Consider the following 23,497-nt stretch of genomic DNA (forward strand, 5'->3'; position numbering starts at 1 on the left):
CTCGCGCAGTCCTCAGCCGCGGGCTGGTCCTCTCGGCCCACCGGCAGGGACGTGAGGCCCCTCCTGCGGTGGATGTGCAGTGCCAAGACTGGCGGCACATGTCTGAAGGAGGCCCTCATGCCCTGTGCCCTCACCGTCGGTCTCGACGGTTCCCCCGCCAGCCTTGCCGCGGCCGACTGGGCCGCCGGTGAAGCGCTGCTGCGCGAGGTGCCCCTGCGGCTCCTGCACGCCTGGAACCCGGGTCCGTACTACGCCTCGCTCGCCGGAGCCGTCTGGTCGCAGCAGGAGCTCGAAGCCCAGCGCGAAGACGCCGAGCTCAGGCTGGATGAAGCGGCGTCCCGGCTCGCGCGGCGCCACCCCGGGCTGCGGGTCAGCGCGCACCAGTACGCGGACGACCCGGTGCAGGTGCTGCTGGGCGCGGCCGAGGACGCCGAGCTCCTGGTCCTCGGCTCCAGGGGGCTCGCCCGGCTCACCGGCTTCCTGCTCGGCTCCGTGGCACTGGGCGTGGTCTCCCGCACCGAACGTCCCGTCGTTCTCGTACGAGGCGACGAACGGAGTGGTGAACGGAGCGAGGGCACCCACCCGTTGGCCGAGGAAGAGGTCATCTCACCCGGGATCCGCGGTGGCAGCATCGTGCTGGGGCTGGACCTGGACAACCCGCACGACGCCGTCCTGGAGTTCGCCTTCGAGGAGGCTCTGCGTCGCGCCGCTCTCCTGCGGGTGGTCCACGGCTGGAGCCTGCCGCCCTCCTTCGGCTACGGAGGCATCCTCGAGACGGGTGCGAACGCCGAAGTGGCCGCGCGGGTACGGCGGATGATGACCGAAGTGCTGCGGACGTGGCAGGAGAAGTTCCCCGACGTCACGGTGCGGACCGGGACCGCGGTCGGCGGCGCGGGCCCCGCGCTCGCGGACGCCTCGCGGGACGCGGCGCTCGTCGTCGTCGGCCGCAGGATCCGCAAGTCGCCGCTCGGCAGCCATATCGGCCCGGTCACCCACGCGGCACTGCACCACGCGGGCGCACCGGTCGCGGTGGTGCCGCATCACTGATGGCGAAAGAGCCGGCGCCTCACGGGCCGCCCGACCCGTGTCGGGCGGCCGGGCCTCAGAGCCTGTCGGCCCCGTGCATCGAGGTCATTCCCTCGACGTCCTCCACCGCGGTGTTCAGCAGCTCCTGTGCGAGGGACATCAATGCGCGCCCCACGGCCAGTTCGTCACCGATTTCGGGCACCGAGGCGTCGTGCGGGTTGCGATGGGCCTCGGCGCGCTTCTCCAGCACGTTGTCGCCGGTGTCCAGCACGACGTGTGCAGAGGTCACCGGACCTTGCTCGAACAGGTGGATCTGCAGCTTCCAGTCTTTGACGGAGGCGCGTTCGGCGCTAGTGGTTTCCTTCATCATTCGCCTCCTCCTGAGTCGGTCTTCTGCCGACGAAGAGGGATCCGTGGGTCGTCTCGGGGGTTTCCTCACCGCACGGATTCACTGTCGTGCTGCCGGGGTGGTGGTGCATGGGGCCGAGCGGGCCTCTTCACGCGGCGACCGGCCTTCGTACGGGCGGGCGGTGCCGTACGAGGCTCCGCTCGTGGAGGTCATTGGAAGACCTCGCGCACTTCCCGTTCCGTGGCGGAGTGGGAGACTACGAGGATTTCGTCGCCCGCCGCGAGGCGAAGGCTGGGCTGCGGGGCTGTGGGCTGCCCCTCCCGGATGACCGCGGCGACCACGGTGCCCTCGGGCACGGGCAGGTCGGCGAGAGTGCGTCCGACCGCCCGCGAGTGCGGGGTGATGCTGGTCTCGATCACATCGACCCCGGCCTTGCTGAGCCGGAGGAGGGCCACGGTGTCCGCGGTACTGGTGGCCTCCTCGATGAGGGAGACCAGGGGCGTGGCGGCGGGTACGGCGGCGTCCACGCCCCAGCGGTGGTCGAAGAGCCAGGCGTTCTCCGCGTCGTTGACGCGTGCCACTACCCGTTCCACCGCGCACTGGCGCTTGGCGAGGAGGCTGATGACGAGGTTGTCCTCGTCCTCGCCGGTGGTGGCGATCACGAGGTCGGCGGTGAGCGCCCCGGCGCGCTCCAGCACGGAGGGCTCGCAGGCGTCGCCCGTCTCCAGACGGGCGGGCAGCGTATCCGCGAGGTGCGCGGCCCGGTCCTCGTCGCGTTCGAGCAGGGTGACCTGGTTGTGGGCCGCCCCGAGCACCTGGGCGATCTGCGTGCCGAGCCGTCCGGCGCCGGCGATGAGCACTCTCATGTCCGCGGCTCCCTGCTCCAGATCACGTACCCGTTCAGGATCACGTCCCCAACTCCTTGTCCAGGAAGGCGCGCAGCCGTCCCAGGGAGGCGGCGGCCACCGCGAAGGTGACCAGGTCTCCCGGCTCGGCCGGGGTGTGCGCGGTGGGCAGGAACGAGCGGCCTCCGCGGGTCACTTCGATCAGCCGGATCTCCCCGTTCAGCTCCAGTTCGCCCAGCCGCCGCCCGGTGAGGTAGGCGGGCAGTCCGGAGCGCAGCAGCAGCGTCTCGCCGTTGCCGAAGTCGAGTTCGGGGGTCAGGTGCCGGTGCAGCAGCATCTGGTGGAGCTGGTGGACGGTCCAGCGCACGCTGGTGATGGTGGGGATGCCGAGGTCGCGGTAGATGTCGGCGCGGAGTGGATCGTAGATGCGCGCGAAGACGAGGGGTACGCGGTAGACCTCCTTCGCTGTACGGGCGCTGACGATGTTGCTGTTGTCCCCGGAGGTGACGGCGACGAAGGCGTCGGCGTGCTCGGCGCCGGCGGCGTCCAGCAGGGTGCGGCTGTAGGCGTTGCCGTGCAGGACCTGTCCGGGGAAGCCGGCGGGCAGCAGCCGGGCGGTGCGCGGGTCGCGGTCGATGACGCGGATGTCGTGTCCCTCGTTGGCCAGTTGGGCGGCGAGGGCTGAGCCCACGCGTCCGCAGCCCGCCAGGATGACCCTCATCGCGCGGTCGCCTCCCCTCGGACCCGTACCGGTTTGCGGTCTCCTGCCGCCCTCCGCGCGTCCCGTGCGCGCAGCCGGGCCTTGCGCGCCTCCTCCGCGCCCAGCAGCAGAACCCCGAAACCGGTGACCGCCGCCCAGTCCGTCCAGGTCAGCGGCGCGGTGTGGAAGACGGCCTGGAGTGGCGGCGCGTAACTGATTGCCGCCATCAGCGCCAGGCCGCCACAACCGGCGGCCAGCAGCGCGGGGTTGGAGAAGAGCCCGGCGCGCAGCACGCTCTGCCGGTCGGTGCGCACGGCCAGCGCGTTGAAGAACTGCCCCACCACGATGGCGGCCTGGGCCATGGTGATCGCCTCCCGGTAGACGGGGGTGTCCTCGGTGAAGGCGTCGTAGGCGATCCCCGAGGAGTGGATGTGCCAGAAGAAGACGGTGCACACGCCGAGGGACTGGACGGTGCCCAGGAAGAGGAAGCGCCGCACGAGGGCCGCGTTGAAGAGGCGTTCGCGCCGGGAGCGGGGCGGGCGGCGCATCGTGTCGGACTCCGGCGGCTCGGCGCCCAGCGCGAGCGCGGGCAGCACGTCCGAGCCCAGGTCGATGGCGAGGATCTGCACGGCCGTGAGCGGAACGAGCGGGAACCCGGCGAAGGCCGCCGCCAGAATCGGCGCCAGCTCGGCGATGTTGTGGCTGAAGAGGTAGACGAGGAACTTGCGAATGTTGCGGTAGACCGACCGGCCGAGTTCGACGGCTGCGGCGATGGAGGCGAAGGAGTCGTCCAGCAGCACCATGTCCGCGGCCTCGCGGGCCACGTCGGTGCCGGTGACACCCATGGCGACGCCGATGTCCGCGTGCTTGAGCGCGGGCGCGTCGTTGGCGCCGTCGCCGGTGACCGCCATCACCTCGCCGCGCCGCTGCAGGGCCGCGACCACGCGCATCTTGTGCTCGGGGCTGACGCGGCACAGCAGCAGTTCACGGGGCGCGGCCAGGAGGGTGTCGAGCGCGCTGTCGTCCATGGCGTCCACCTGCCGGCCGGTGAGGACTTCGGGCCGCCCGCCGCTGACGATCCCGACGCGGCGTGCCACGGCCTCGGCCGTGAGCGGATGGTCCCCGGTGAGCATGACGATGCGGATGCCGGCGCGGCGGCAGGCGCGGACCGCCTCGCTCACCTCCGGGCGCGGCGGGTCGAGCATGCCGATCAGACCGAGGAACGTCAGCGCGCTCTCCGCCTCCTCCCGTACGCGGGGGACGTGATCGGCGTGGCGCCGGGCGGCGGCCAGCACCCGCAGACCCTGGGTGGCCATGGCATCTGCGGCGGCGGTGACCTGCGTGCGGTCAGCCTCGGTGAGCGGCAGGGCCCTTCCGGAGCGGTCGATGTGCGCGCAGCGGGCGAGGAGTTCGGCGGGCGCGCCCTTGGCATGGATCCAGCAGCCCTGGTGAGGGTCGTCGTGCACGGTGCTCATCAGCTTGCGTACGGGGTCGAAGGGGAACTCCGCGCGGCGCGAGGCTGCGGTCTCCTCCGCCGCCGTGTCCACGCCCGCCTTGGCCGCGGCCACCAGCACGGCGCCTCGGTCGTGTCGCCGATCACCTGCCAGCCCCGGCCCTCGGAGGGCGGGCGCAGACGGGAGTTGGAGCACAGCGCGGCGGAGACCAGCAGGGCGCGCACCGCTTCGGGGGAGGTGACCGTGCCGGTGGGGGTGTAGCCCACGCCGGATACGGGATGCTCCTCTCCATCGGCCCACAGCCGGGTCACCGTCATCTCCGCCTGCGTGAGGGTGCCGGTCTTGTCGGTGCACACCACCGTCGCGGAGCCCAGGGCCTCGACCGCCAGCAGCCGTTTGATCAGCGCCTGGCGGCGTGCCATGCGCCGTACGCCGATGGCCAGGGAGACCGACAGGGTCGCCGGGAGGCCCTCGGGCACCAGCGCCACCATCACCCCGAGCGCGAAGACGAAGGCGGAGACCAGATCGTTGCCGGCGGGCAGGCGCACGGCGAAGACGAGGGCGCCGCCCGCCAGGGCCAGGCCCGCCACCCGCCGTGCCATGGCGGCCACTTCGCGCTGCAGCGGCGTCTTCTGCCGCGGCGCCTGCTGGGTGAGCCGGTAGACCTTGCCGAACTCGGTGTGCGCGCCGGTCGCGTACGCCACCGCCCTGCCGGAGCCGCCGAGCACCGTGGTGCCCATGAACACGCAGTTGCGTGAGGTCAGCGCCTTCTCCTCGGCGGAGGGATCCGCGGTCCTGCCCACCGGGCCGCTCTCGCCGGTCAGCGCCGCGTTGTTGACGGTCAGCGCGTGCGCCTCGGTCAGCCGGCAGTCGGCGGGCACCGCGTCGCCCGCCTCCAGCAGCACCAGATCCCCGGGCACGAGCGCACCCGAGGGCAGCTCTTGGCGCGCTCCGTCCCGCAGCACCCGGCACAGGTGCGGCACCATCTGCTGGAGCGCCTGCGCTGTGCGCTCGGCCGAGTACTCCTGGACGAAGCCGATCACGGCGTTGAGCACCACCACGCCGCAGATGGCGAAGGCCAGTTGGAGGGTGCCGGTATCGCGCGGTTCCTGGAGCGCGTACGCCACGAAGGTCAGAGCCGAGGCGACCAGCAGCACGAGCGCGAACAGGTCGGTGAACTGCGCGAGCAGGCGCCGCCAGGGGCGTATGCGGCGCGGCGGCGGCAGCGTGTTGGGACCGTGGCGCCGTGTCCGCTCGCCCACCGCCTCGGCCGTCAGCCCCCGCGGTGAGGACTCCAGCGCCGCATACGTCGCCTCGGCGGGCAGGCGCCAGACCGGGGCGGCGGCGGGAGCTTCGAGAACCGGGCGGGTCACGGCGCCGCCGTGGTGCGCGCCTGCGGCCCGGTGCCGGGCATCCCGGTCATGGTGGGCCTCCTCGTCGGGGCCTTCGCCCCGGGCGTCCTGGCAGGTGCGCCGCGGCGCGCCGGGAGCGGCTACGGGGGAGAAGGTACGCAGCGCGGGCCGCGCCCGGTGGGGGCCGAACGGCCCTCGGTGCGGCCGGACGGCTCCCCGCCCGCGGCCTGCAGGCTCGTTGGTGCGCGCGGCGCGCGACGGGCGGGCGCGCAGGGGCGGTGGGGGTCTGCGCGCGGCCGTGGTGGGCGCTCAGGCGGGGAGGGTGAGGGTGAAGCAGGTGTGTCCGGGCCGGCTGTCGAGGCCGACGGTGCCGCCGTGCGCGGTGACCACCGCGTGCACGATCGCGAGCCCCAGCCCCGTACCGCCGGTGCCGCGCGTGCGGGCCCGGTCGGCGCGTACGAAGCGGGTGAAGATCTCGGGCTGGAGGTCGGAGGGGATGCCGGGGCCGTTGTCGGCGACGGTCAGCCGGGTCGCGGCGTCCTCCGCGGTGAGGGAGACGGTGACCTCGGTGCCGGGCGGGGTGTGGGTGCGGGCGTTGGCGAGGAGGTTGCCGACGGCCTGGTGGAGGCGGTGGGCGTCGCCGGTGATGGTGACCGGTTCCTCGGGCAGTTCCAGGAGCCAGCGGTGGTGCGGGCCTGCGGCGCGCGCGTCGGCCGTGGCGTTGAGGACGAGCAACGTCAGGTCGACCGGCTCGTGTTCGAGGGGGCGGCCCGCGTCCAGCCGGGCGAGCAGGAGCAGGTCGTCTACCAGGTGCGTCATGCGGTGCGACTCGGCCTGGATGCGCTCCAGCGCGTGGTGGATGCCGGTGGGGACGGGCCCCTCGTGGCGCAGCGCGAGTTCGGCGTGGCCGCGGATGTTGGCGACGGGGGTGCGCAGTTCGTGGCTGGCGTCGGCGGCGAAGTGCCGCAGCCGCTCCTCGCTGGCCTGGCGGCGCACCAGGGCGTCCTCGACGTGGCCGAGCATGCGGTTGAGCGCGGTGCCGACCTGGCCGACCTCGGTGCGCGGGTCGGTGTCCGGCAGCGGCCGGGGCATGGCGATCTCCCCGTCGGCCAGCGGGAGGCGCGCGACGCCCATCGCGTGCGCGGTGACCCGCCGCAGCGGGCGCAGGGAGAGGTGTACCCACAGTGCGCCGGCCACGCCGGTGAGCAGGAGGGCGGTGCCGAAGACCGCGGCCTCGACGGCCTCCAGGCGGTGCACGGTCTCCTCGACGGGGCGCAGCGGGAGCCCGGTGAGCAGCGTGTCCCCGTCGTCGCCCGGGACGGCGAGCACCCGGTAGGCGCCCAGCCCTGAGAGGGAGACGCTGTGTCCGCGCTGGTTGGAGGGCACGGCGGCCAGGGCCCTGCGGTCGCCCTCGGTGAGGGGGAGTCGGCGATATCCGGCTTCGTCGACGGTGGCCGCGCGGGTGACGGTGCCGTGCATCCGGCGGGCGCCGAAGGTGTACTCGGCCTGTCCGCGGGTGTCGGGGCGGTTGTCGGCGTCGGGGTGGTCCTCGTACTCCAGGCTGGAAGCGAACCGGCCGCCGGTCGCGGCGAGTTGGGAGTCCAGCCGCCCCACCAGGAAGCCCCTGAGCGCCAGTACGGTGGTGAGGCCGACCGTCAGGCAGGCCAGGGCCAGCAGCACGAGGAGCCCGGCGGTGAGCTGGCCGCGCAGCGTGCGCGGCGGCGGGCGCCTCACGGGGCCGCCGGGGCGCGCGGATCCGCCGGGCCGCGCGGGGCCGCCGGACCACGCGGGGCCGCCGGTTTGAGGACGTAGCCCACTCCGCGCACCGTGTGGATCATCGGCGGGCGGCCAGCGTCGATCTTCTTGCGCAGGTAGCTGATGTAGAGCTCGACGATGTGGGCCCGACCGCCGAAGTCGTAGGACCACACCCGGTCGAGGATCTGGTCCTTGGACAGCACGCGGCGCGGATTGCGCATCAGGAAGCGCAGCAGCTCGAACTCGGTGCGCGAGAGCTCCACCACGCTCCCTGCCCGCCGTACCTCGCGCGCCTCCTCGTCCATCGTCAGATCGCCGACGCTCAGCAGGTCGGCGCCCGCCTGCGCGGTCATCCCGGCACGGCGCAGCAGCCCGCGCAGCCGGGCCAGGACCTCTTCGAGGCTGTAGGGCTTGGTGACGTAGTCGTCGCCGCCCGCCGTGATGCCCGCGATCCGGTCCTCCACCGCATCGCGCGCGGTCAGGAACAGCACGCACACGCGCTGCGCCTCGCGCCGCAGCGCGGCCAGCACCCACAGCCCGTCGGCGTCGGGCAGCATCCAGTCCAGGACGACCGCGTCGGGGCGGAAGGCGCGCGCCGTCTCCAGCGCCGAGGCTCCGTCGGCGGCCGTGCGCACCTCCCAGCCCTCCTTGGCCAGCACTCCGGCCAGGACCTCGGTGACATCGGGCTCGTCGTCCACCACCAGGATCCGCACGGGGTCTCCGCCGGGGCGGTGCAGCACGGGTTCCGTGGCGGGGCGGTGCGGTACGGGGCCTGTGCCGGGGTGGTGCGGTACAGGCCCTGCGTCGGGCCGGTGCGGTGCGGGAGTGCTGCGCTGCTCTTCCATAGCCCCTCCAGCATCGCGCCCCGCGGGTCCTGCGGACCTCTGCGGCAGCTCTGAGTTTCCTCTGAATCCGGTCTGCGGCGGCCTTCCGGAGGCGGTTTCAGAAGGTCCGCAGAGGTTCGGCTGTGACGGTGGGCCGCTCACCGGGGAACCGACCGCCGGACCGGCCGCCGAGGAGGGCGCCGTGACAACCACTTCCACCTCCACGATCCACGCCACCACGACCTACGCCGCCCGCGGCATGCGCTACCGCCGGGCGCACCATGCCCTCCTCCCGCGCCTCCTCCCACTGGTCATCTGGGCGGGCGCCGCGGGCGTGCTGGCCCTGTGGTGGAGCGACACCGCCGCCGTGGTCGGGCCGGCGGACTGGCTGACCGGCGCCGGGCGCATCACGGGGCTGCTCGCCGGTTACGCCTGCGCCGTGCTGCTCGCGCTCATGGCCCGCATGCCGCTGCTGGACCACAGCGTCGGCAGCGACCGGCTCGCGCGCTGGCACGCCTGGGGCGGGCGCTGCACCATCTCGCTGATCCTGGCCCACGCCCTGCTGATCATCTGGGGCTACTCGCTGACCTCCCACACCACCGTGGTCCAGCAGACCGGCACGCTGGTCTTCCACTATCCCGACCTCCTCGCGGGTACGGCCGGCTTCCTCCTCTTCCTCGCCACCGCCGTACTCTCCGCCCGCGCCGCGCGCCGCAGGCTGAGCTACGAGACCTGGCACTACCTGCACTTCGCCACGTACCTGGCGATCTTTCTGGCCTTCAGCCACCAGCTCTCCAACGGCGCCGACTTCGTGGGTCACCCGTATGCGCAGGCCGCCTGGTACACGCTGTACGGAACGGTCGCCGCACTGCTCGCCTGGTACCGCTTCCTCACCCCCGTACGACGCGGCCTGCGGCACCGGCTGCGGGTGGCCGCCGTCGTGCCCGAAGCCCCGGGTGTCGTCTCAGTCCACCTCAGCGGTGAGCACTTGGACGAACTGGGCGGCGTGCCCGGGCAGTTCCTGCGCTGGCGCTTCCTCACCCGCGGCCTGTGGTGGACCGCCAACCCGTACTCGCTGTCCGCGCCCGCCCATCCGCGGCAGCTGCGCATCACCGTGAAGGCGGCCGGACGGCACAGCGCCGCGCTCGCCCGCCTCGCCCCCGGCACCCGGGTGTGGGCCGAGGGCCCCTACGGTGGCTTCACCGCCAACCGCCGTACGGCGCCCAAGGTGCTGCTCCTGGCGGGCGGCATCGGCATCACGCCCCTGCGCTCCCTCTTCGAGACGCTGAAGGGCCAGGTGACGCTGATCTACCGCGCCCGACGCGCCGAAGACCTCGCCCTGTGGCGGGAGATCGAGGCGATCGCCCATCGCCGCCACGCGATCGTGCACTACGTGGTGGACGAGCCCGCCCAGCACTTCTCGCCGCTCACCGCGCCCGAGCTGCGCCGCCTGGTGCCGGAACTGGCGGAGCACGACGTGTACGTGTGCGGCCCACCGGCGATGACGGAGGCCGTGCGACGGGCCCTGCGCGCGGCGGGCGTACCCGGACGCCGCATCCACCACGAGACCTTCGCACTCTGACCCCGCCGGCCGACGGCCGACCAGCCCCGAGGAGATTCCCGCCGTGCGCCGAGCCTTCGCCGCCTCCGCCTCGATCACCGCGCTGATCGTCGCCCTGCTCGCCCTGAAACCCCATCAACTTCCGTCGCAGGGCGGCCTTCCGGGCTCGGCACCGGGGGGCTCGGCTGCCTCCCCCTCGCCGAGTACGAGCGCGCACGCCTCCCCGCGATCCCACTCCGGCACGGGCACCTTCACCGGGGACCCCATCGCCACGCAGTACGGCACCGTGCAGGTGGCCGCCACCCTCAACCGGGGCCGCCTCACCGGAGTGAAGGTCCTCCAGGCTCCCCACGACAACGGCAGGTCCCGCGAGATCGCCGCGCAGTCCCTGCCGAGCCTCAATCAGGAGGCCATGACAGCCCAGAGCGCCCACATCCACACGGTCTCCGGCGCCAGTTACACCAGCGACGGCTACACCCGCTCCCTCCAGAGCGCCCTGGACCGCTCCCATGGCTGACGGCCCGGCGCCGGTGTCGGAGCCGGGCCTGCGCCACACCGAACCCGTCATGGGCACCGTCTTCTCCTTCGACATCCGCGATGAGCCCACACCCGCCATCCGGCGCGCCCTCGCCGAGGCGGCACGGCTGTTGCACCGGGTGGACGCCGTCTTCTCCACCTACAGGACCGACAGCGCCATCAGCCGACTCGGCCGCGGCGAACTGCCCATCGCCCTGTGTCCGCCAGAGGTCGAGGAGGTGCTGTCGCTGTGCGCGCACGCCGCCCGGGTCAGCGAGGGCTGGTTCAGCATCACCGCCGGCGGCTTCCTCGACCCCTCCGGGCTGGTCAAGGGCTGGTCCGTGGACGCCGCCTCCGACCTGCTGCACGCCGCGGGAGCCCGCAACACCTGCGTCAACGGCGCCGGCGACCTGCGCGTGCGCGGCCGTGCGGCCCCCGATACGCCCTGGCGCGTCGGCATCGCCCACCCGCTGCGCCCCGGACACCTGGCCGCCACCGCCACCGCAGCCGAAGACCTGGCTGTCGCGACCTCGGGTACCGCCGAGCGCGGCGCGCACATCCTGCACCCCGACTCCGGCGCTCCGGCCCAGGGCCTCGCCTCGCTCACCGTGACCGGCCCCCGACTGGCCCTGACCGACGCCTACGCGACCGCCGCCTTCGCGCGGGGCGAGAGCGCGCTGGAGTGGCTGGAGACCTTGGAGGGGTACGAGGGGCTGGCGGTCCTGCCCGAGGGGCGGGTGCGGCGCACACCGGGGTTCGGGGAGTGAGGGAACGGGAGCGGTGCGCCGCGTTCGGGACGGCCCGGCGCCCCGAACGACCCCGCAGAAGAGGCCGGACAGCGTCCCTGAACGGGCCGTCAGGCCCTGCCTGGCACTCTGGCGATGCGATATGCCGAGGGTGTGAGACCGCCTGCGTCACAGGCGGCCCGCACCCGGGCGGCCGGGCCATTCGGACCGACCGTGATGCCGTGGGTTCAGAGGGGGCGCCATGGTCCCGTCACCGTCCTGTATCCCTGAGCCGGACTGTGCAGTTCTTGTGCCATCCGGTACGTAACGGGGTTCCCCGCGAGCCGATGTGCGGCGGAACAGGTCCGCGCTGTCATCTCGGGTTCGGGAAGGAGACGGCCGCCCTTTCGGACGGGGGCAGCCAGGGGGACGCGAGGAGCCGCAGGCTCCCCCCGGCTCCTCGCGCAGGGGCCTCACCGGCAGGGAGGTGCTGGGCGTGCCTCCGCTCTGGGACAGCCGGGAGGACATGGCTGGAGCCGCGTGGGTCGGTGATGCGGCTCCAGCGGGCCTCCGCCGTGCGGCTGTCAGGAGGAGCAGTCGGCGCGGAGGGCTCCAGGCCGGCGTCGTCCGGGGAGCCACCTCCGGTGTGAGGGGATGGAGACGGGTGCTGGGTGGCGGCCCCACTCCTCGGTGATTTTGTGTGCGAGCAGCGCGCAGTCCCCCGGGATGCTCCCGTGCGGCCTTCCCGTCACCGTCTCGGCCTGCCGGAGAAGGCGCGCGACCCTGTCCCTGAACGCCGGATGCGCCGTCATCTGCTGCGGGAAGCACGAGCACAGAGCGTCCACCAGTACGGCAGCCGACAGCCGGATGTCGGGGTCCGGGTCCTGCTCGGCGCACTTCATCCAGACTCGGGTCGGCCAGTGGGGAGGGGCGCCGCCAGGGCACCACCACCTCTTGTCCTGGGAGAGCAACGTTTCGCCCATGGCCAGTAGCAAGTCGTTCTTCGCTGTGTGCGGCAGGTCGCCGCGCCAGCCCGACAGGAAGTCGCCGGGAAAGAAGAGGCCGCCTGTGGCGCGGTCGGTCAGTTGGTGTGTGTGGGATCGCAGCAGCACCGTGGCCTCGTTGATGACGGGATCGGCGCGGGCGTCCCGCCTGCCGGTGGAGGACGTTTCCGCGCCGGCGAGCACCTGGCCGATGCACCAGGTGGCCGTCGCATGGTCCACTTCCTCTGCCTTCCAGGCGGGTTCGAGGACGCGCAGGACGACGCGGGGATGCCCGAGCAGGATCATCGTCGAGAGGACAGCGGCGACCCGCTGGGGCGTGCCGGGGGAGAAGGAGTCCAGGCTCTTCAGCAAGGTGTCCAGCCCCAGGCGCCGCCGTTCACGGGCGTTGTGCTCCCGCGTGATCAAGGCGCCGAACAGGGTCGCCGCCGTGGCCAGGCCACCGCCGACGAACGTCAGGAACGTCTTCACCTGCGCCGGGTCGGGGCGCCCGGAGAAGCCGTACACCCCGCTGCGTATGGCCAGGGTCGCCGCCATCCACCACAGCGGGATGACGATGAAGACGAGGAACAGCAAGTAGGGCCAGTTGCGGCCCACCCCGCGCACGAAGCGGGGAGTGCGCAGCCGCATGGCGGGCTACTTCTCCTCGTAGTCGATCTCCCTGACCCGGTCCGCCTCCGCTTGAGCGCGGTCGGTCCCGGCACCGTCGGCGCGCGCCTGCTGCGCCTCGGGGAGCGCCTCGGCCGCCCGGCGGGCCTCGGCCTCCTTCTCCAGCTTCGCCTCGTCCTTGCTGAGGAATCCGGCGAAGCTCTTTCCGCGGCAGGCCCCGACCACCTTGCTGGCTCCCTCGTAGGTCTGCTGGTCCATCAGCTCGACTCCCAGGCCGATCCGCTGCGCCTCGTGGAAGTCGATCGGGAAGAGGTGGTGGGTGTAGCCGTAGACGAGCTGCCAGGCGATGCCCTCCACGCCGGGCCGGTGGACGTCCTCGGCCTTGGACTCCAGGAGCTTGCGCGCGTAGTGCTCCCCGATCATGAGGCTGCGGCCCCAGCCCCCGAAGTCCAGCGCGGTGACGCTGTGGAGCATGGGGGCGATCGCGCCCAGGGCGAAGGAGGTGGCGCTGTCGAGCAGTGTGCTGATCGGGATCTGCCGTTCGGTGGAGTTGACCAGCTTCGGGAGCGTGGCGGAGATCGTCTTGATGCCGAAGTCCCGTACGTAGTCCACGCTTTGGTAGCAGTCGAGGGCTGAGAGCGTGTTCGCCGGGTTGCGCGGATCGGGTATCTGCGTGTCGAGCGGCCCCAGTTCGCCGAAGGCCGACAGGTAGAGCCTGTCCGCGCCCACGGCCACCAGCGTCGCGGCGCTCTTGGCCCGGTCGGGCACGTAGACCCGCAGATCGGCGGTGTACGCGGAGAGGTAGAGCACGGTGGTGTACGCGCTGTCCAGGCTCCCGCCGGGGGAGTCGAGCAGGAGGTGTAGCGGCCTCTCGGGCCGTTCCGGAGGCGGGTAGCCGAAGACGTCGTGGAGCTTGCGCTTGATGAGGGATTCCATCCCGTTGCCGTTGTTCGCCGTGAAGCGACCGGAGGCCAGCAGCCACACGCCGCCGACCTGCTCGGAGAACTCGGCGCCCAGCGCCTCCACCACCTCGCGTTCGGCCGCCGTCATCTCCCTGTCGCTCAGGTGCGAACTGATGTCGAGCGCGTTCGCCGTCTCGTTCGCGAACAGCCGCTCACGGTCCCTGTATCCGGTCATCGGAGTCCCCTTCAACCGCTGCGCGCAGGGGGCGGCGCACGCGCCACCGTCCGCCTGGGCCTGTGCGGCGGCGCCTTGCGGTGCCTCCGGGGCGTGGTGTTTTCCACCAGCGTGACCAGGGCCCGCGCACACCGGGCAGGGGCCGAACGGGCCCCGCTGACGGGGCCGTCGGGCCACGCTCCCTGCGGCGCGTGCAGGCGTCTGTTTTGTACGGCGTATTGAGGTGGACGGCGCGCTTCCTACTCTGGAGGCATGAAGCGCGTCGTCGCGGATCGCTTCGGCGGTCCGGAGGTCCTGCGTGTGATCGAGGAGCCCGCTCCGCGGCCGGGGCCGGGGCAGGCGTGCGTCGAAGTGGAGGCGGCGGGGGCCTCGTTCACCGATGCGCTGGTGCGGGCCGGAAGCTACCTCGGCGGGCCGAAGGCGCCGTGCACTCCCGGGTATGAGATCGTCGGCACGGTGCGGGAGACGGGCCCCGGGTGCGAAGCGCTGCGCGTGGGGGAGCGGGTCGCGGCGCTGATCGTGTGGGGCGGGTACGCGGAACAGGTCTGCCTCGCCGAGCAGTCGGCCGTACCCGTGCCGGAAGACCTGGACGCCGCACAGCTGGTCGGCCTCCTCCTGCCGTATATGACGGCGTATCAGCTACTCCACCGTGCGGCGGGAGCAAACAAGGGGGAGACGGTCCTGCTGCACGGGGCGGCGGGGCGCGTGGGCAGCGCTGTGCTGGAGCTCGCCGGCCCGGCCGGGCTGCGCGTGATCGGCACTGCCTCGGCCGAGGACCGCGCCCGCGTCGAACGCGCGGGCGCGCTCGCCCTCGACTACCGGAGCCGGGGCATGGCGCGGCGGGTGCGCGAACTGAGCCCGGCCGGCGTGGACATCGCACTCGACGGCATCGGCGGCGCGGTATCCCTGCGCTCCTATCGCGCGCTGGGTCCCGGCGGGCGGCTGGTCCTCTACGGGCATCTCTCCACCCTCTCCGGCGGTCGCCGCAGCCCGCGCGGATGGCTGGAGTGGTACGCGGCAGCCGCGGCCGTGGAGGCGGCCGGACTGCTCGCGCCACGGCGGAAGGTGCTCGGCTACCGGGTTGTGCAGATGCGCGACCGCCACCCGGAGTGGTTCCGGGAGGATCTGCGCGAACTGATCCGCCTGCTGCGGGAGGGCACCGTGCGGCCGGTGATCGCCGAGCGGATGCCCTTGACCGACGCGCGCAGGGCCCACGAGATGCTGGAGAGCACCGCTGCCCGGGGCAAGCTCGTACTCCTGCCCTGAGTGACGCACCCCCGCTGAACTGCCCGTACGCGCCCGGCCATCGGGCTTCGGTGTGGACCGGTCGTCCCCTGCCGCGGGGCGGCGTGCCGCGATGCGATGGGCGGGGACCGGACGGGTCCCGCCGGACTCGATGTGTGACCGAGGTGCGTCATGAACCGCTCCGCCTTCACCGCATGGTTTCGCCGTCTCCCCGCGCCGGCTTCGCTCCGGCTTGAGCCGGTCCTCCTGGCCGTGACCGGAGCGGCTCTGGCCGGTGGCGGTTTCGCCTGGCTCGCCGACTCCCCTGACATCGCCGACCTGTTGTGGGGCCTGGGGACCGTGGGTGCTGCCATCCCCGCCGTGGTGTGGGTGCTGGCCGCGTTGCGGCGCGGGCAGGCGGGCGTGGACGTGATCGCCGTCCTCGCGCTCGGCGGCACCCTGGCCGTGAGCGAGTACCTGGCGGGCGCGCTGATCGCGCTGATGCTCGCCACCGGACGCGCCCTGGAGGCCGTCGCCCGGCGGCGCGCCTCCCACGACCTGCGCGCCGTGCTGGAGCACGCGCCGCGCTCGGCACGACGTCGTACGCGGGAGGGAGTGGCGACCGTGTCGCTGGGGGAGGTCACCGTGGGCGACCTACTGGTCGTCGGCCCCGGAGAGGTCGTCCCCGTGGACGGGCGGGTGGAGGACACCGCCGCGGTCCTGGACGAGTCGGTGCTCACCGGGGAATCCCTCCACATCGAGCGCCCACGGGGCGATCCGGTGCGCAGCGGCGCAGTGAACGCCGGCGGTGCCTTCGAGCTGCGCGCTACCGCCACCGAGCAGGAGAGCACCTACGCGGGGATCGTGCGGCTGGCCCGTGAGGCGGGGGCCGAGTCCGCGCCGGTGGTGCGCCTGGCCGACCGGTACGCGGCCTGGTTCCTGCCCCTGTCGCTGGCCGTGGCGGGACTGGCGTGGCTGATCAGCGGCTCCGCGGTGCGCGCTGTCGCGGTGCTGGTGGTCGCCACGCCCTGCCCCCTGCTGCTGGCGGCTCCGGTCGCCATCGTCTCCGGCCTCTCCCGCGCCCTGCGCCTGGGCGTGGTCGTGCGCGACGGCGGCGCGCTGGAGAGCCTGGGCCGCGCCCGCACCCTCCTGCTGGACAAGACCGGCACCCTGACCCGGGGCCGTCCCCGCGTCCTGGACGTGATCTCCGCCGGGAATGTCACGGCCGCCGAAGTGCTGCGCCTGGCCGCCTCGTTGGACCAGTACTCGCCCCACGTTCTGGCGCAGGCGATCGTCGAGACCGCGCACGAGCGCAAGCTGGAGCTCTCCACCCCCACCGATGTCACCGAAGAACCTGGCCGGGGCGCCTCCGGCACCGTGGACGGATGCCAGGTCCGCATCGGTCGCGCCGAGGCCTCCCTCGCGCGGCCTGCCTGGGCCCGCTCGGCAGAGAACCGCGCGCTGCTCGACGGCGCGGCGATCGCCTGGCTCACACTCGATGGGCGCCTGTCGGGGGCCGTGCTGCTGCACGACCCGCTGCGTCCCGACGCCCCGCGCACCCTGCGCCACCTGCGTGCGGTGGGTTTCGAGCGGCTGCTGATGCTCACCGGCGACCGCGCGGCACCCGCCCGTGAGGTCGCCGCCGTCCTCGGCCTGGACGACGTACACACCGGACTCGACCCGGCGGGCAAGGTCGCCGCCGTGCGCGCCGAGCGCGAACGCGCCGTGACCGTCATGGTCGGCGACGGCGTCAACGACGCCCCGGCCCTCGCCGCCGCCGACGTGGGCGTGGCCATGGGAGCGCGCGGCTCCACCGCGGCCTCCGAGGCGGCCGGCATCGTGGTGACCGACGACCGCGTCGACCGCCTCGCCGACGCCGTCACCATCGCCCGCCGCGCCCGCCGTATCGCCGTGCAAAGCGCCCTCGGCGGCATGCTGTTGTCGCTGGCCGCCATGGTCGCCGCCGCCTTCGGGCTGCTGCCGCCCGCCGCCGGGGCGCTGCTTCAGGAGGGCATCGACGTGGCGGTCCTCCTCAACGCCCTGCGCGCCCTGCGCCTGAGCCGGGCTGCGCGTCCCGCCCTCAGTCCCGCTGCCGAGGCGCTCGTCCACCGTTTCGCCGCCGAGCACGACGACCTCCAGGACGTCCTGGACGCGGTGCGCGATTCCGCCGACCGCCTGTGCGGCGCCCCTGGCCCCGACGCTCTGTCGTCCGTCGAGGAGACGCACCGGCTGCTGACCGAGCGGCTGCTGCCCCACGAGTACGCGGAGGAGCACCAGCTGTATCCGGCCCTGGCTCCCTCGCTCGGCGGCCCCGAAGCTACTGCCACCATGAGCCGCGCCCACACTGAGATCGAGCGCCTCTCCCGTCGCATCGCCACCCACCTGCAACTGGCCCGCGCCGCGGGCGTCTTGGCTCCCGAACAGCTCGATGACCTGCGCTCCAGCCTCTACGGCCTGAACACCGTCCTGCGCCTGCACTTCACCCAGGAAGAAGAGAACTACTTCTCCCTCGCGCCTTAGCCCGGCCTGCCGCGCCGCCGCTACTTGCCGTTCCCGGGCCACCAGACCGTGGATCCGTGCATGTACTCCGCCCCAGCCGACAGGAACGTATCGATGGCAGTGAGGGAGGTCTGGTCTCTGGCCCACAGGTCATCTTCGTCCTGGGCCCAGTGGATGGCCCTGACGGTCTGGTACGCGCTCCGGGCAGACTGCACCAACTCGGGTGTGTTCACCAGCAGTTGCAGGCGGGTGAGTGCGGACCAGGCACCGGGGCGAACCTGGATCGACCTCTCCCGCGCCGCGACGGCCTCGGCTCCCTCGGGACTCTCCCGCTCGTGTCTCCACCGGTCGTGTTCCGCGCGGCGAACGCTGTGCAAGGCGTCCGCGACAGCGCAGAACGCTGCGAGTTGCTCTTGTCTGAGCACTTCCCTGCTGCGGCTTCGTTCAGCGTGCGCAGCGGAGCGCGCTTGGAGCAGGTGTGTGATCACTGAACCCATCAAGGTCCCGAACACCGCCACGGCGGCAGCCAGTACGACTTCCATCCACCCAGCGGACCACGGCAGACGGGCTGCCGGAATCGGGCGCTGCGCCCAGCTCGCCGGCATCCTGCTCGAAGACGCCGAGCGTCTGCGTGCACAGCCCCCGAAGCCCACCACCTACGGCGAGTTGGCCGCACGCGACAGCGAATGGAACGAGACCTACCTCGCCAACCGGGCTTCGCTGATCAGCGCGCCACCGTAACCGGCGTACTCATGGAGACGCTCGTCCTGCAGCGCCCTATTCACCGGGGAGCCGCGGTCGGCGGGGCGCAGGTGTCGAGCAGGCGGACCCGCGACGCCTGGAGCCGATGCCCGATGATCTGGGCGACGGACAGCGTCAGCGCATGGCCCAGCCGGTGGTCCTCATCGCACAGCACCCGCACCGTCTCGGCGTCGAACTCCAGCGCGCGCACGGGGCTGACCGTCTCGGCGCCCAGGCGGCACACGTACGGCGGGAACAGCCAGGACCAGCCCAGCAGCTGTCCCGGCCCGACGCTCTCGATGGCAATGGGGACCTGGGAGAGCAGCCGGTGTCCCGGCACCTTCATGTCGAGAGTGACCGCACCCGTGCGGATGACCCAGAAGCGGTCGGCCGGTTCACCCTCCTCGAAGATTCGGGTGCCGGAAGGGAAGCCGACGTCCTTGGCGACCGCCTTCAACCGTGCCTGATGGTCGTCCGGAAGTGCTCCCAGAAAACCAGTGCTTGTGCGCATGGCTACTCCCTCCCGTTCTCAACCTCTGGTGACGCGCTGTTGTGGTGCGCGAACGGCGTCATATGTGCCGCCGCCCCCACTGCGGCCCCACCACGGCCCACTCCTGCTCCCATGCCGCCAGCCGCGCGCGGTCCAGGGAACGGCGCAGCACCCAGCGGACGACGAACAGCGCGCCCATCGCCGCGACCCCGGTGGCCAGGCCACTGGTGACGGCGGCGTCCTGCACCTCTTGCCGCGTCAACGGCGCTTCTGCCGGGCGGCCTTCACGGTCGAGCCACACGGGGACGGAAGCCCCCTTGGGCTGGTCCGCCGTGACCCGGACGGTGGCCGTGTGCACCTGCCCGCGGGCGGTCCTCCACCGCACATGGGCCGTGGGATCGTCGACCGTTCCGTCGGCCTGTCGCAGCGGACTGCGGGGGACGGCCTCCAGGAGTACGCCGTCCACCCGGTGGCGCTCGTACAGCTGGACTTGCCGGGCGTCGCTCTTGGCCTCATACATGAACATGCCCGCGGCGGCGCCCGCCGCGGGAGCGCCGAGGAGCAGGGCCAACGCGGCCAGCAGCCCCAGCCAGGCATCGCGCACATCCCAACGGCGCCGCAGCGGACTGCGCCGCCACCGCCACCGCCATCCGGTACCGCGCACGAGGACGCTCCCTTCTCCTCACCACGCTGCTCTCGCGACGTGCCCGGCAGGAGGGGCCCAACGGCTGCTGCGCAGGGCGGTTCGGGGCAGGAACGGCAGGGCTGTTGAGCCCCCGCCGCCCCCGGTACGTCACCGCATCGAGGCGGGTGGACGGGGTTACCGCCTGGAGGTGGGCGGAGCCGTGGCCCGCAGCGTGGTCAGCCGCCGCTGGTACTCCTCCTCGTCGATCTCTCCCCGAGCGAACCGCTCGGCCAGCAGCTGCTCCGGCGACGGGGCGGGCCGCGTACCGGAGTCGTCCCCGCGGCTCCAGCCGGACGCGCGGGCCAACAGCACCACGACACCGATGATCACCACCAGCACCAGGACGGTGCTCAGGATCATGCCGAACCAGCCCCAGCCGTTCATGCCGTTGTCGTGCCAGTACATGGTGGGTCACTTCCTCGGTCGGCTCCGGCAGCGGCGGCCACCGCCGCGCTGGACGTTTCGTCTTCCGCACTATTGCTCATCGGTATGCGGACGCCCAGGGGATGGCCGGGGCCCGGCCCCGGGCCATACCGCCTCCGTACGAGTCCGAAGGGGGAAGTGCCCCGTGGGGCGAGCAGAGGCGTCCGGCACTTGTGCGGGGACCTGTCGGCCCGTGGGCCCGTGCCGCGGGGCGCAGCAGGATGAAGGGCGAAGGACCAGGAGGCTCCCACGAGGAGGTGCGTGATGACTGTCCCGCCCGGGCACGACTACCCGTCTGCGGACACGAGGCGGGCAGTGGTGCGCAAGAGGCTGGAGCGCAGGCGGCAGTTGATGGGTTCCGTATCGGGATACCTCTTCGTGAACGCGGTGCTGATCGTCATCTGGCTCGCAACCGGGTCCGGTTACTTCTGGCCCGGCTGGGTGCTGGCCGGCTGGGGCGTGCTGCTGATCATCCAGGCCCTGAGCGTCCACGGGCCGGTCACCGAGGAGGACGTGGACCGCGCGCTGCGCAAGAGCGGCTGACGACGCGTACCGCGCACAGCGGATGCACCCCGTGGCGGTGAAGGAGGGCCGGTGGCATGGAGATTCTGCTCGGGTACGCCAGTGAGCACGGCTCCACGAGGCAGATCGCCGAACGCCTCGCGGCCCGCCTTCAAGAGCGCGGCCACTCCGTGGACTTGAGGAGCCTGGAGACACGGCCCTCCGCCGAGGAGTATCCGGCGGTGGTGCTCGGCAGCGCGGTGCACAGCGGGGCGTGGCTGCCGCCCGCCGCGGAGTTCGTGCGGCGGTACCGGGACGCGCTCGGCTCCCGCCCGGTGTGGATGTTCAGCGTCGGAATGACCGCCGCGCTGCCCCGGCCCCTGCGTCGCCTCGCCTCCCGCAGCGAGCAGCCCGCGATCGCGCGCCTGCGGGAGACCCTGGACCCGAGGGACTACCACCGCTTCTCGGGCGCCATACGCCCCGCACACCTCAACCGCACCGGGCGCGTCATCTTCCGCCTGCTCGGCTGCCGTTACGGCGATTTCCGCGACGAGGGGGAGATCGACGCGTGGGGAGTGCGGATCGCGCGGCAGATGCAGTGAGCCTGAGCCCGCGCCTTCGCCGCAGGCGTGGCCCGCAGCCGCGAGCCTCGGCGGTCACACCGCCGCATGGCCCGGCGACCGCCGACCGTCCCGCACCCAGCCTCGGACGCCGGCCGCTCAACCTCGGAGCGCGCTGGGCAGGAGCGTGACCCACCAGCAGCCTCTGTATCCCCATGCGCAACCGCAGGCGGCGGAGTTGGCAAAAGCCCCAAAACATCGACGACTTTGACCTTGGCAGGTAGTAGCAAGCTCTGCCGGCGGCTCCGGGCACACAGCAAAAGATTGCCCCTTACGCTCGCTACCTCAGCGGATCAGACCCTCAATTTCATGTGGCACACCCCCTTCACAGAACAAGTGTTCGACATGAAGGATGTGAGGGATCACGCATCAGTTCGGCGCACCGCTCGTTATGCAGTAGAGCTTAAGCGTCGCGTGAGTAGCAGGTTTGCTCCCTTGTACGCGCATCTCAGGAGGGTATTCATGGGCGATCGCAGCACAATTGAGTGGACTGAGGCGACTTGGAACCCTACGACAGGATGTGACCGAGTTACCTCTGGTTGCGACAACTGTTACGCCTTGGCCTTATCGAGACGCCTGAAGGCCATGGGGGCTGAGAAGTACCAGGTGGATGGGGATCCCAGGACCTCCGGGCCGGGGTTCGGGCTGACCGTGCACCCGGACGCTCTCGATGTTCCGCATCAGTGGAAGGCTCCTCGAATGGTCTTCGTCAACTCCATGAGCGACCTTTTCCACGCGAAGGTCCCGTTGGACTTTGTGCAGCAAGTATTCCAAGTGATCGCCGATACGCCTCAGCATACGTATCAGTTGCTGACCAAGAGGGCGAGGAGGCTTCGACGGGTTGCGGGAGACCTTGACTGGCCTTCCAATCTGTGGATGGGAGTTTCAGTCGAAGACGCCGGTCAGCTCGATCGCGTTGATGACCTCCGCCGCGTCCCTGCAGCGGTGCGCTTTCTGTCCTGCGAACCGCTCCTGGGGCCGCTGACAAACTTGCGCCTTGAGGGCGTCAATTGGGTCATCGCAGGCGGGGAGTCCGGGCCGCGGCACCGCCCAGTGCGCGAAGAGTGGCTGCTCGAGCTCCGCGACGTATGCAACGAAGCTGACGTACCGTTCTTCTTCAAGCAATGGGGGGGACGTACCCCCAAGACCGGTGGGCGGGAGCTCGAAGGGGCCACGTGGGACGAGATGCCGCCCAGGCGGCCGGTGCCGGCGCTGTAGCCGAGACAACTTCCGGCGAGCCTTGTTCGCATACTGGTCATACGTGACCACCTTGTGTGATCCTCACCCTTGGCGGGTCGTGGAGGGATCAGGGGGAGCGGTCATGGCTGTGCCGAAGGAAGCCGTGTGGAAGCGTGATCCGCACACAGCGGCGAAACACGACTTACTCAAGCGGTACTTGGCTGCCTGGGCCCCGATTCTCCTGTCCCGGCACGAAGTGATCACCTACGCCGAGGGGTTCGCGGGAGCCGGTGTCTACAAGGGAGGCGAACCCGGCTCTCCCGTCATCGCCTACGACGTCTTCGCAGGGGCGCTCCACAAAACTCCGAAGCGCATACGCATGGTCCTCATGGAGGAAGACCCCAGGCGAGTCCGCGAGTTGGAGCATCAGATGGCGGGCGTGAGCTCCAAGCACGGACAGTACATCGCCGAGCGCATCTCGGTGGACACGGCGCTGGGGAGTTTCCATCCGGCCCTCTTTCAACGACTGCAGAGTGCCGGGGCTCTGGGGAAGCCTCTCTTCGTGCTCCTGGACAGCTTCGGTGGGCCTGACATTCCCTATTCGCTGTTGCTCGAGCTTGGACGGTGCCGCAGCACCGAAGTCATGGTGACCTTTGAGCCCAGCTTCCTCAGCCGGTTCGCCGAGAGCCATGACGGACACCGACAACGCGGTGACGAGGCATTTGGCAGCCAGGACTGGCAGTCGGTCTTCCAACAGCCTTCGTCAACGAAGTTCGCCTTCCTCCGCGAGCAGTACCGAGAGACCCTGCACCGCGCTGGCTTCACCCACACGCTCTACTTCGAGATGGTCGATGAGGGCGGCAGGATGCTCTACCTGATCTACGGGACCCAGCATGAACGCGGCCTGGAGAAGATGAAGGAAGCCATGTGGATGGTCGATCCCGCATACGGCATCCGATACCGAGACCCCAAAGACTCGCAGCAGCAGATGCTTGACCTGCAGCTCGAACCGGATACGGCACCACTGCGGCGGATCTTGCACGGCTGTATCACAGAGTCGCCCAAGGGCCTTTCCGTAGCGGAACTGAAGCGTTACACACTCCTGGAGACCGTATACCGCCCCACCCAAGTGATCAGGGTAATTCGCCGAATGAGGGACGCCGGAACGGTGTCGACGGAGCCCTGGGCAGTTGCCAATGGGACGCAGGTGAAGGTCGCCGACGAGTCGTCGGCGCCGCCCAGCACGGGCGAACAGGAAACCATCTGGTGAGTTCCGGAGTG

Annotated in this window: 23 protein-coding genes; 11 read left to right on the plus strand and 12 right to left on the minus strand. The window is 71.7% G+C overall.

The window, feature by feature from the left end; all coding sequences use genetic code 11:
* Positions 1 to 117 precede the first annotated feature (117 nt).
* A complete protein-coding gene (locus ABEE00_RS20440; protein ID WP_345747016.1) occupies positions 118 to 1,047 on the plus strand; it encodes a universal stress protein in 930 nt (309 codons plus the stop codon).
* Between the two features lie 55 nt (positions 1,048 to 1,102).
* Here the strand turns inward: ABEE00_RS20440 and ABEE00_RS20445 are convergent, their stop codons facing one another.
* From ABEE00_RS20445 to ABEE00_RS20475, 7 genes are all read right to left on the minus strand, one after another.
* Positions 1,103 to 1,396: a dsRBD fold-containing protein gene (locus ABEE00_RS20445; RefSeq protein ID WP_345747017.1), complete on the minus strand. Its 294-nt coding sequence runs from the start codon at positions 1,394 to 1,396 to the stop codon at positions 1,103 to 1,105.
* Positions 1,397 to 1,584: 188 nt separating this feature from the next.
* Positions 1,585 to 2,241 carry a potassium channel family protein gene (locus tag ABEE00_RS20450; RefSeq protein WP_345747018.1) on the minus strand — a complete coding sequence of 219 codons (657 nt, stop codon included), beginning with the start codon at positions 2,239 to 2,241 and terminating at the stop codon, positions 1,585 to 1,587.
* A gap of 40 nt (positions 2,242 to 2,281) precedes the next feature.
* Positions 2,282 to 2,941, minus strand: a complete 660-nt coding sequence (locus ABEE00_RS20455; protein ID WP_345747019.1) for a potassium channel family protein — start codon at positions 2,939 to 2,941, stop codon at positions 2,282 to 2,284.
* A complete protein-coding gene (locus tag ABEE00_RS20460; RefSeq protein WP_345747020.1) occupies positions 2,938 to 4,488 on the minus strand; it encodes a cation-translocating P-type ATPase in 1,551 nt (516 codons plus the stop codon). Before ABEE00_RS20460 ends, ABEE00_RS20455 begins: the two co-directional genes overlap by 4 nt.
* A complete protein-coding gene (locus ABEE00_RS20465; protein ID WP_345747021.1) occupies positions 4,395 to 5,747 on the minus strand; it encodes an HAD-IC family P-type ATPase in 1,353 nt (450 codons plus the stop codon). Before ABEE00_RS20465 ends, ABEE00_RS20460 begins: the two co-directional genes overlap by 94 nt.
* A 288-nt stretch (positions 5,748 to 6,035) precedes the next feature.
* The gene (locus tag ABEE00_RS20470) at positions 6,036 to 7,460 is read right to left on the minus strand and encodes a sensor histidine kinase (RefSeq protein WP_345747022.1); all 1,425 of its coding nucleotides are present in this window, start codon (positions 7,458 to 7,460) and stop codon (positions 6,036 to 6,038) included.
* A complete protein-coding gene (locus tag ABEE00_RS20475; protein ID WP_345747023.1) occupies positions 7,457 to 8,326 on the minus strand; it encodes a response regulator transcription factor in 870 nt (289 codons plus the stop codon). Before ABEE00_RS20475 ends, ABEE00_RS20470 begins: the two co-directional genes overlap by 4 nt.
* A 238-nt stretch (positions 8,327 to 8,564) precedes the next feature.
* On the opposite strand from ABEE00_RS20475, the gene ABEE00_RS20480 reads away from it, so the two are divergent.
* Genes ABEE00_RS20480 through ABEE00_RS20490 form a run of 3 tightly spaced genes read left to right on the plus strand, consistent with a single transcriptional unit; the run spans position 8,565 to position 11,149 of the window.
* On the plus strand, positions 8,565 to 9,887 hold the full coding sequence (locus ABEE00_RS20480) for a ferredoxin reductase family protein (protein ID WP_345747067.1): 1,323 nt from the start codon (positions 8,565 to 8,567) through the stop codon (positions 9,885 to 9,887).
* 43 nt (positions 9,888 to 9,930) lie between these two features.
* Complete coding sequence (locus ABEE00_RS20485; protein ID WP_345747024.1) at positions 9,931 to 10,383, plus strand: FMN-binding protein; 453 nt, start codon at positions 9,931 to 9,933, stop codon at positions 10,381 to 10,383.
* Complete coding sequence (locus ABEE00_RS20490) at positions 10,376 to 11,149, plus strand: FAD:protein FMN transferase (RefSeq protein WP_345747025.1); 774 nt, start codon at positions 10,376 to 10,378, stop codon at positions 11,147 to 11,149. The genes ABEE00_RS20485 and ABEE00_RS20490 overlap by 8 nt, the downstream gene beginning before the upstream one ends.
* Positions 11,150 to 11,691: 542 nt before the next feature.
* On the opposite strand, the gene ABEE00_RS20495 is transcribed toward ABEE00_RS20490, so the two are convergent.
* Both ABEE00_RS20495 and ABEE00_RS20500 read right to left on the minus strand, forming a co-directional pair.
* Positions 11,692 to 12,738, minus strand: coding sequence for a hypothetical protein (locus ABEE00_RS20495; RefSeq protein ID WP_345747026.1), 1,047 nt, complete (start codon positions 12,736 to 12,738; stop codon positions 11,692 to 11,694).
* A 6-nt stretch (positions 12,739 to 12,744) separates the two neighbouring features.
* Positions 12,745 to 13,854, minus strand: a complete 1,110-nt coding sequence (locus ABEE00_RS20500) for an SDH family Clp fold serine proteinase (protein ID WP_345747027.1) — start codon at positions 13,852 to 13,854, stop codon at positions 12,745 to 12,747.
* A gap of 252 nt (positions 13,855 to 14,106) precedes the next feature.
* Between ABEE00_RS20500 and ABEE00_RS20505 the strand changes: the two genes are divergently transcribed.
* From ABEE00_RS20505 to ABEE00_RS20515, 3 genes are all read left to right on the plus strand, one after another.
* Positions 14,107 to 15,120: a zinc-binding dehydrogenase gene (locus tag ABEE00_RS20505; protein WP_345747028.1), complete on the plus strand. Its 1,014-nt coding sequence runs from the start codon at positions 14,107 to 14,109 to the stop codon at positions 15,118 to 15,120.
* Positions 15,121 to 15,270: 150 nt separating this feature from the next.
* Positions 15,271 to 17,598 (plus strand): heavy metal translocating P-type ATPase, encoded by a 2,328-nt coding sequence (locus ABEE00_RS20510; RefSeq protein ID WP_345747029.1) that lies wholly within the window; start codon positions 15,271 to 15,273, stop codon positions 17,596 to 17,598.
* Between the two features lie 459 nt (positions 17,599 to 18,057).
* Complete coding sequence (locus ABEE00_RS20515; RefSeq protein WP_345747030.1) at positions 18,058 to 18,318, plus strand: hypothetical protein; 261 nt, start codon at positions 18,058 to 18,060, stop codon at positions 18,316 to 18,318.
* A gap of 40 nt (positions 18,319 to 18,358) precedes the next feature.
* Here the strand turns inward: ABEE00_RS20515 and ABEE00_RS20520 are convergent, their stop codons facing one another.
* The 3 genes from ABEE00_RS20520 to ABEE00_RS20530 form a co-directional block, all read right to left on the minus strand.
* Positions 18,359 to 18,829, minus strand: coding sequence for a Crp/Fnr family transcriptional regulator (locus ABEE00_RS20520; protein WP_345747031.1), 471 nt, complete (start codon positions 18,827 to 18,829; stop codon positions 18,359 to 18,361).
* A gap of 58 nt (positions 18,830 to 18,887) precedes the next feature.
* Positions 18,888 to 19,472: an Rv1733c family protein gene (locus ABEE00_RS20525; protein WP_345747032.1), complete on the minus strand. Its 585-nt coding sequence runs from the start codon at positions 19,470 to 19,472 to the stop codon at positions 18,888 to 18,890.
* 156 nt (positions 19,473 to 19,628) lie between these two features.
* Complete coding sequence (locus ABEE00_RS20530; protein ID WP_345747033.1) at positions 19,629 to 19,898, minus strand: SHOCT domain-containing protein; 270 nt, start codon at positions 19,896 to 19,898, stop codon at positions 19,629 to 19,631.
* A gap of 282 nt (positions 19,899 to 20,180) precedes the next feature.
* Between ABEE00_RS20530 and ABEE00_RS20535 the strand changes: the two genes are divergently transcribed.
* From ABEE00_RS20535 to ABEE00_RS20550, 4 genes are all read left to right on the plus strand, one after another.
* Complete coding sequence (locus ABEE00_RS20535) at positions 20,181 to 20,459, plus strand: 2TM domain-containing protein (RefSeq protein WP_345747034.1); 279 nt, start codon at positions 20,181 to 20,183, stop codon at positions 20,457 to 20,459.
* Between the two features lie 56 nt (positions 20,460 to 20,515).
* Entirely contained in the window at positions 20,516 to 21,019 is a 504-nt protein-coding gene (locus tag ABEE00_RS20540; protein WP_345747035.1) for a flavodoxin domain-containing protein, read from the plus strand.
* A 480-nt stretch (positions 21,020 to 21,499) separates the two neighbouring features.
* Positions 21,500 to 22,255, plus strand: coding sequence for a DUF5131 family protein (locus ABEE00_RS20545; protein ID WP_345747036.1), 756 nt, complete (start codon positions 21,500 to 21,502; stop codon positions 22,253 to 22,255).
* A 103-nt stretch (positions 22,256 to 22,358) separates the two neighbouring features.
* The gene (locus tag ABEE00_RS20550) at positions 22,359 to 23,486 is read left to right on the plus strand and encodes a three-Cys-motif partner protein TcmP (protein ID WP_345747037.1); all 1,128 of its coding nucleotides are present in this window, start codon (positions 22,359 to 22,361) and stop codon (positions 23,484 to 23,486) included.
* The last annotated feature ends 11 nt before the right edge of the window (positions 23,487 to 23,497 follow it).

The organism is Streptomyces odontomachicola, assembly GCF_039605595.1.
GTDB lineage: Bacteria > Actinomycetota > Actinomycetes > Streptomycetales > Streptomycetaceae > Streptomyces.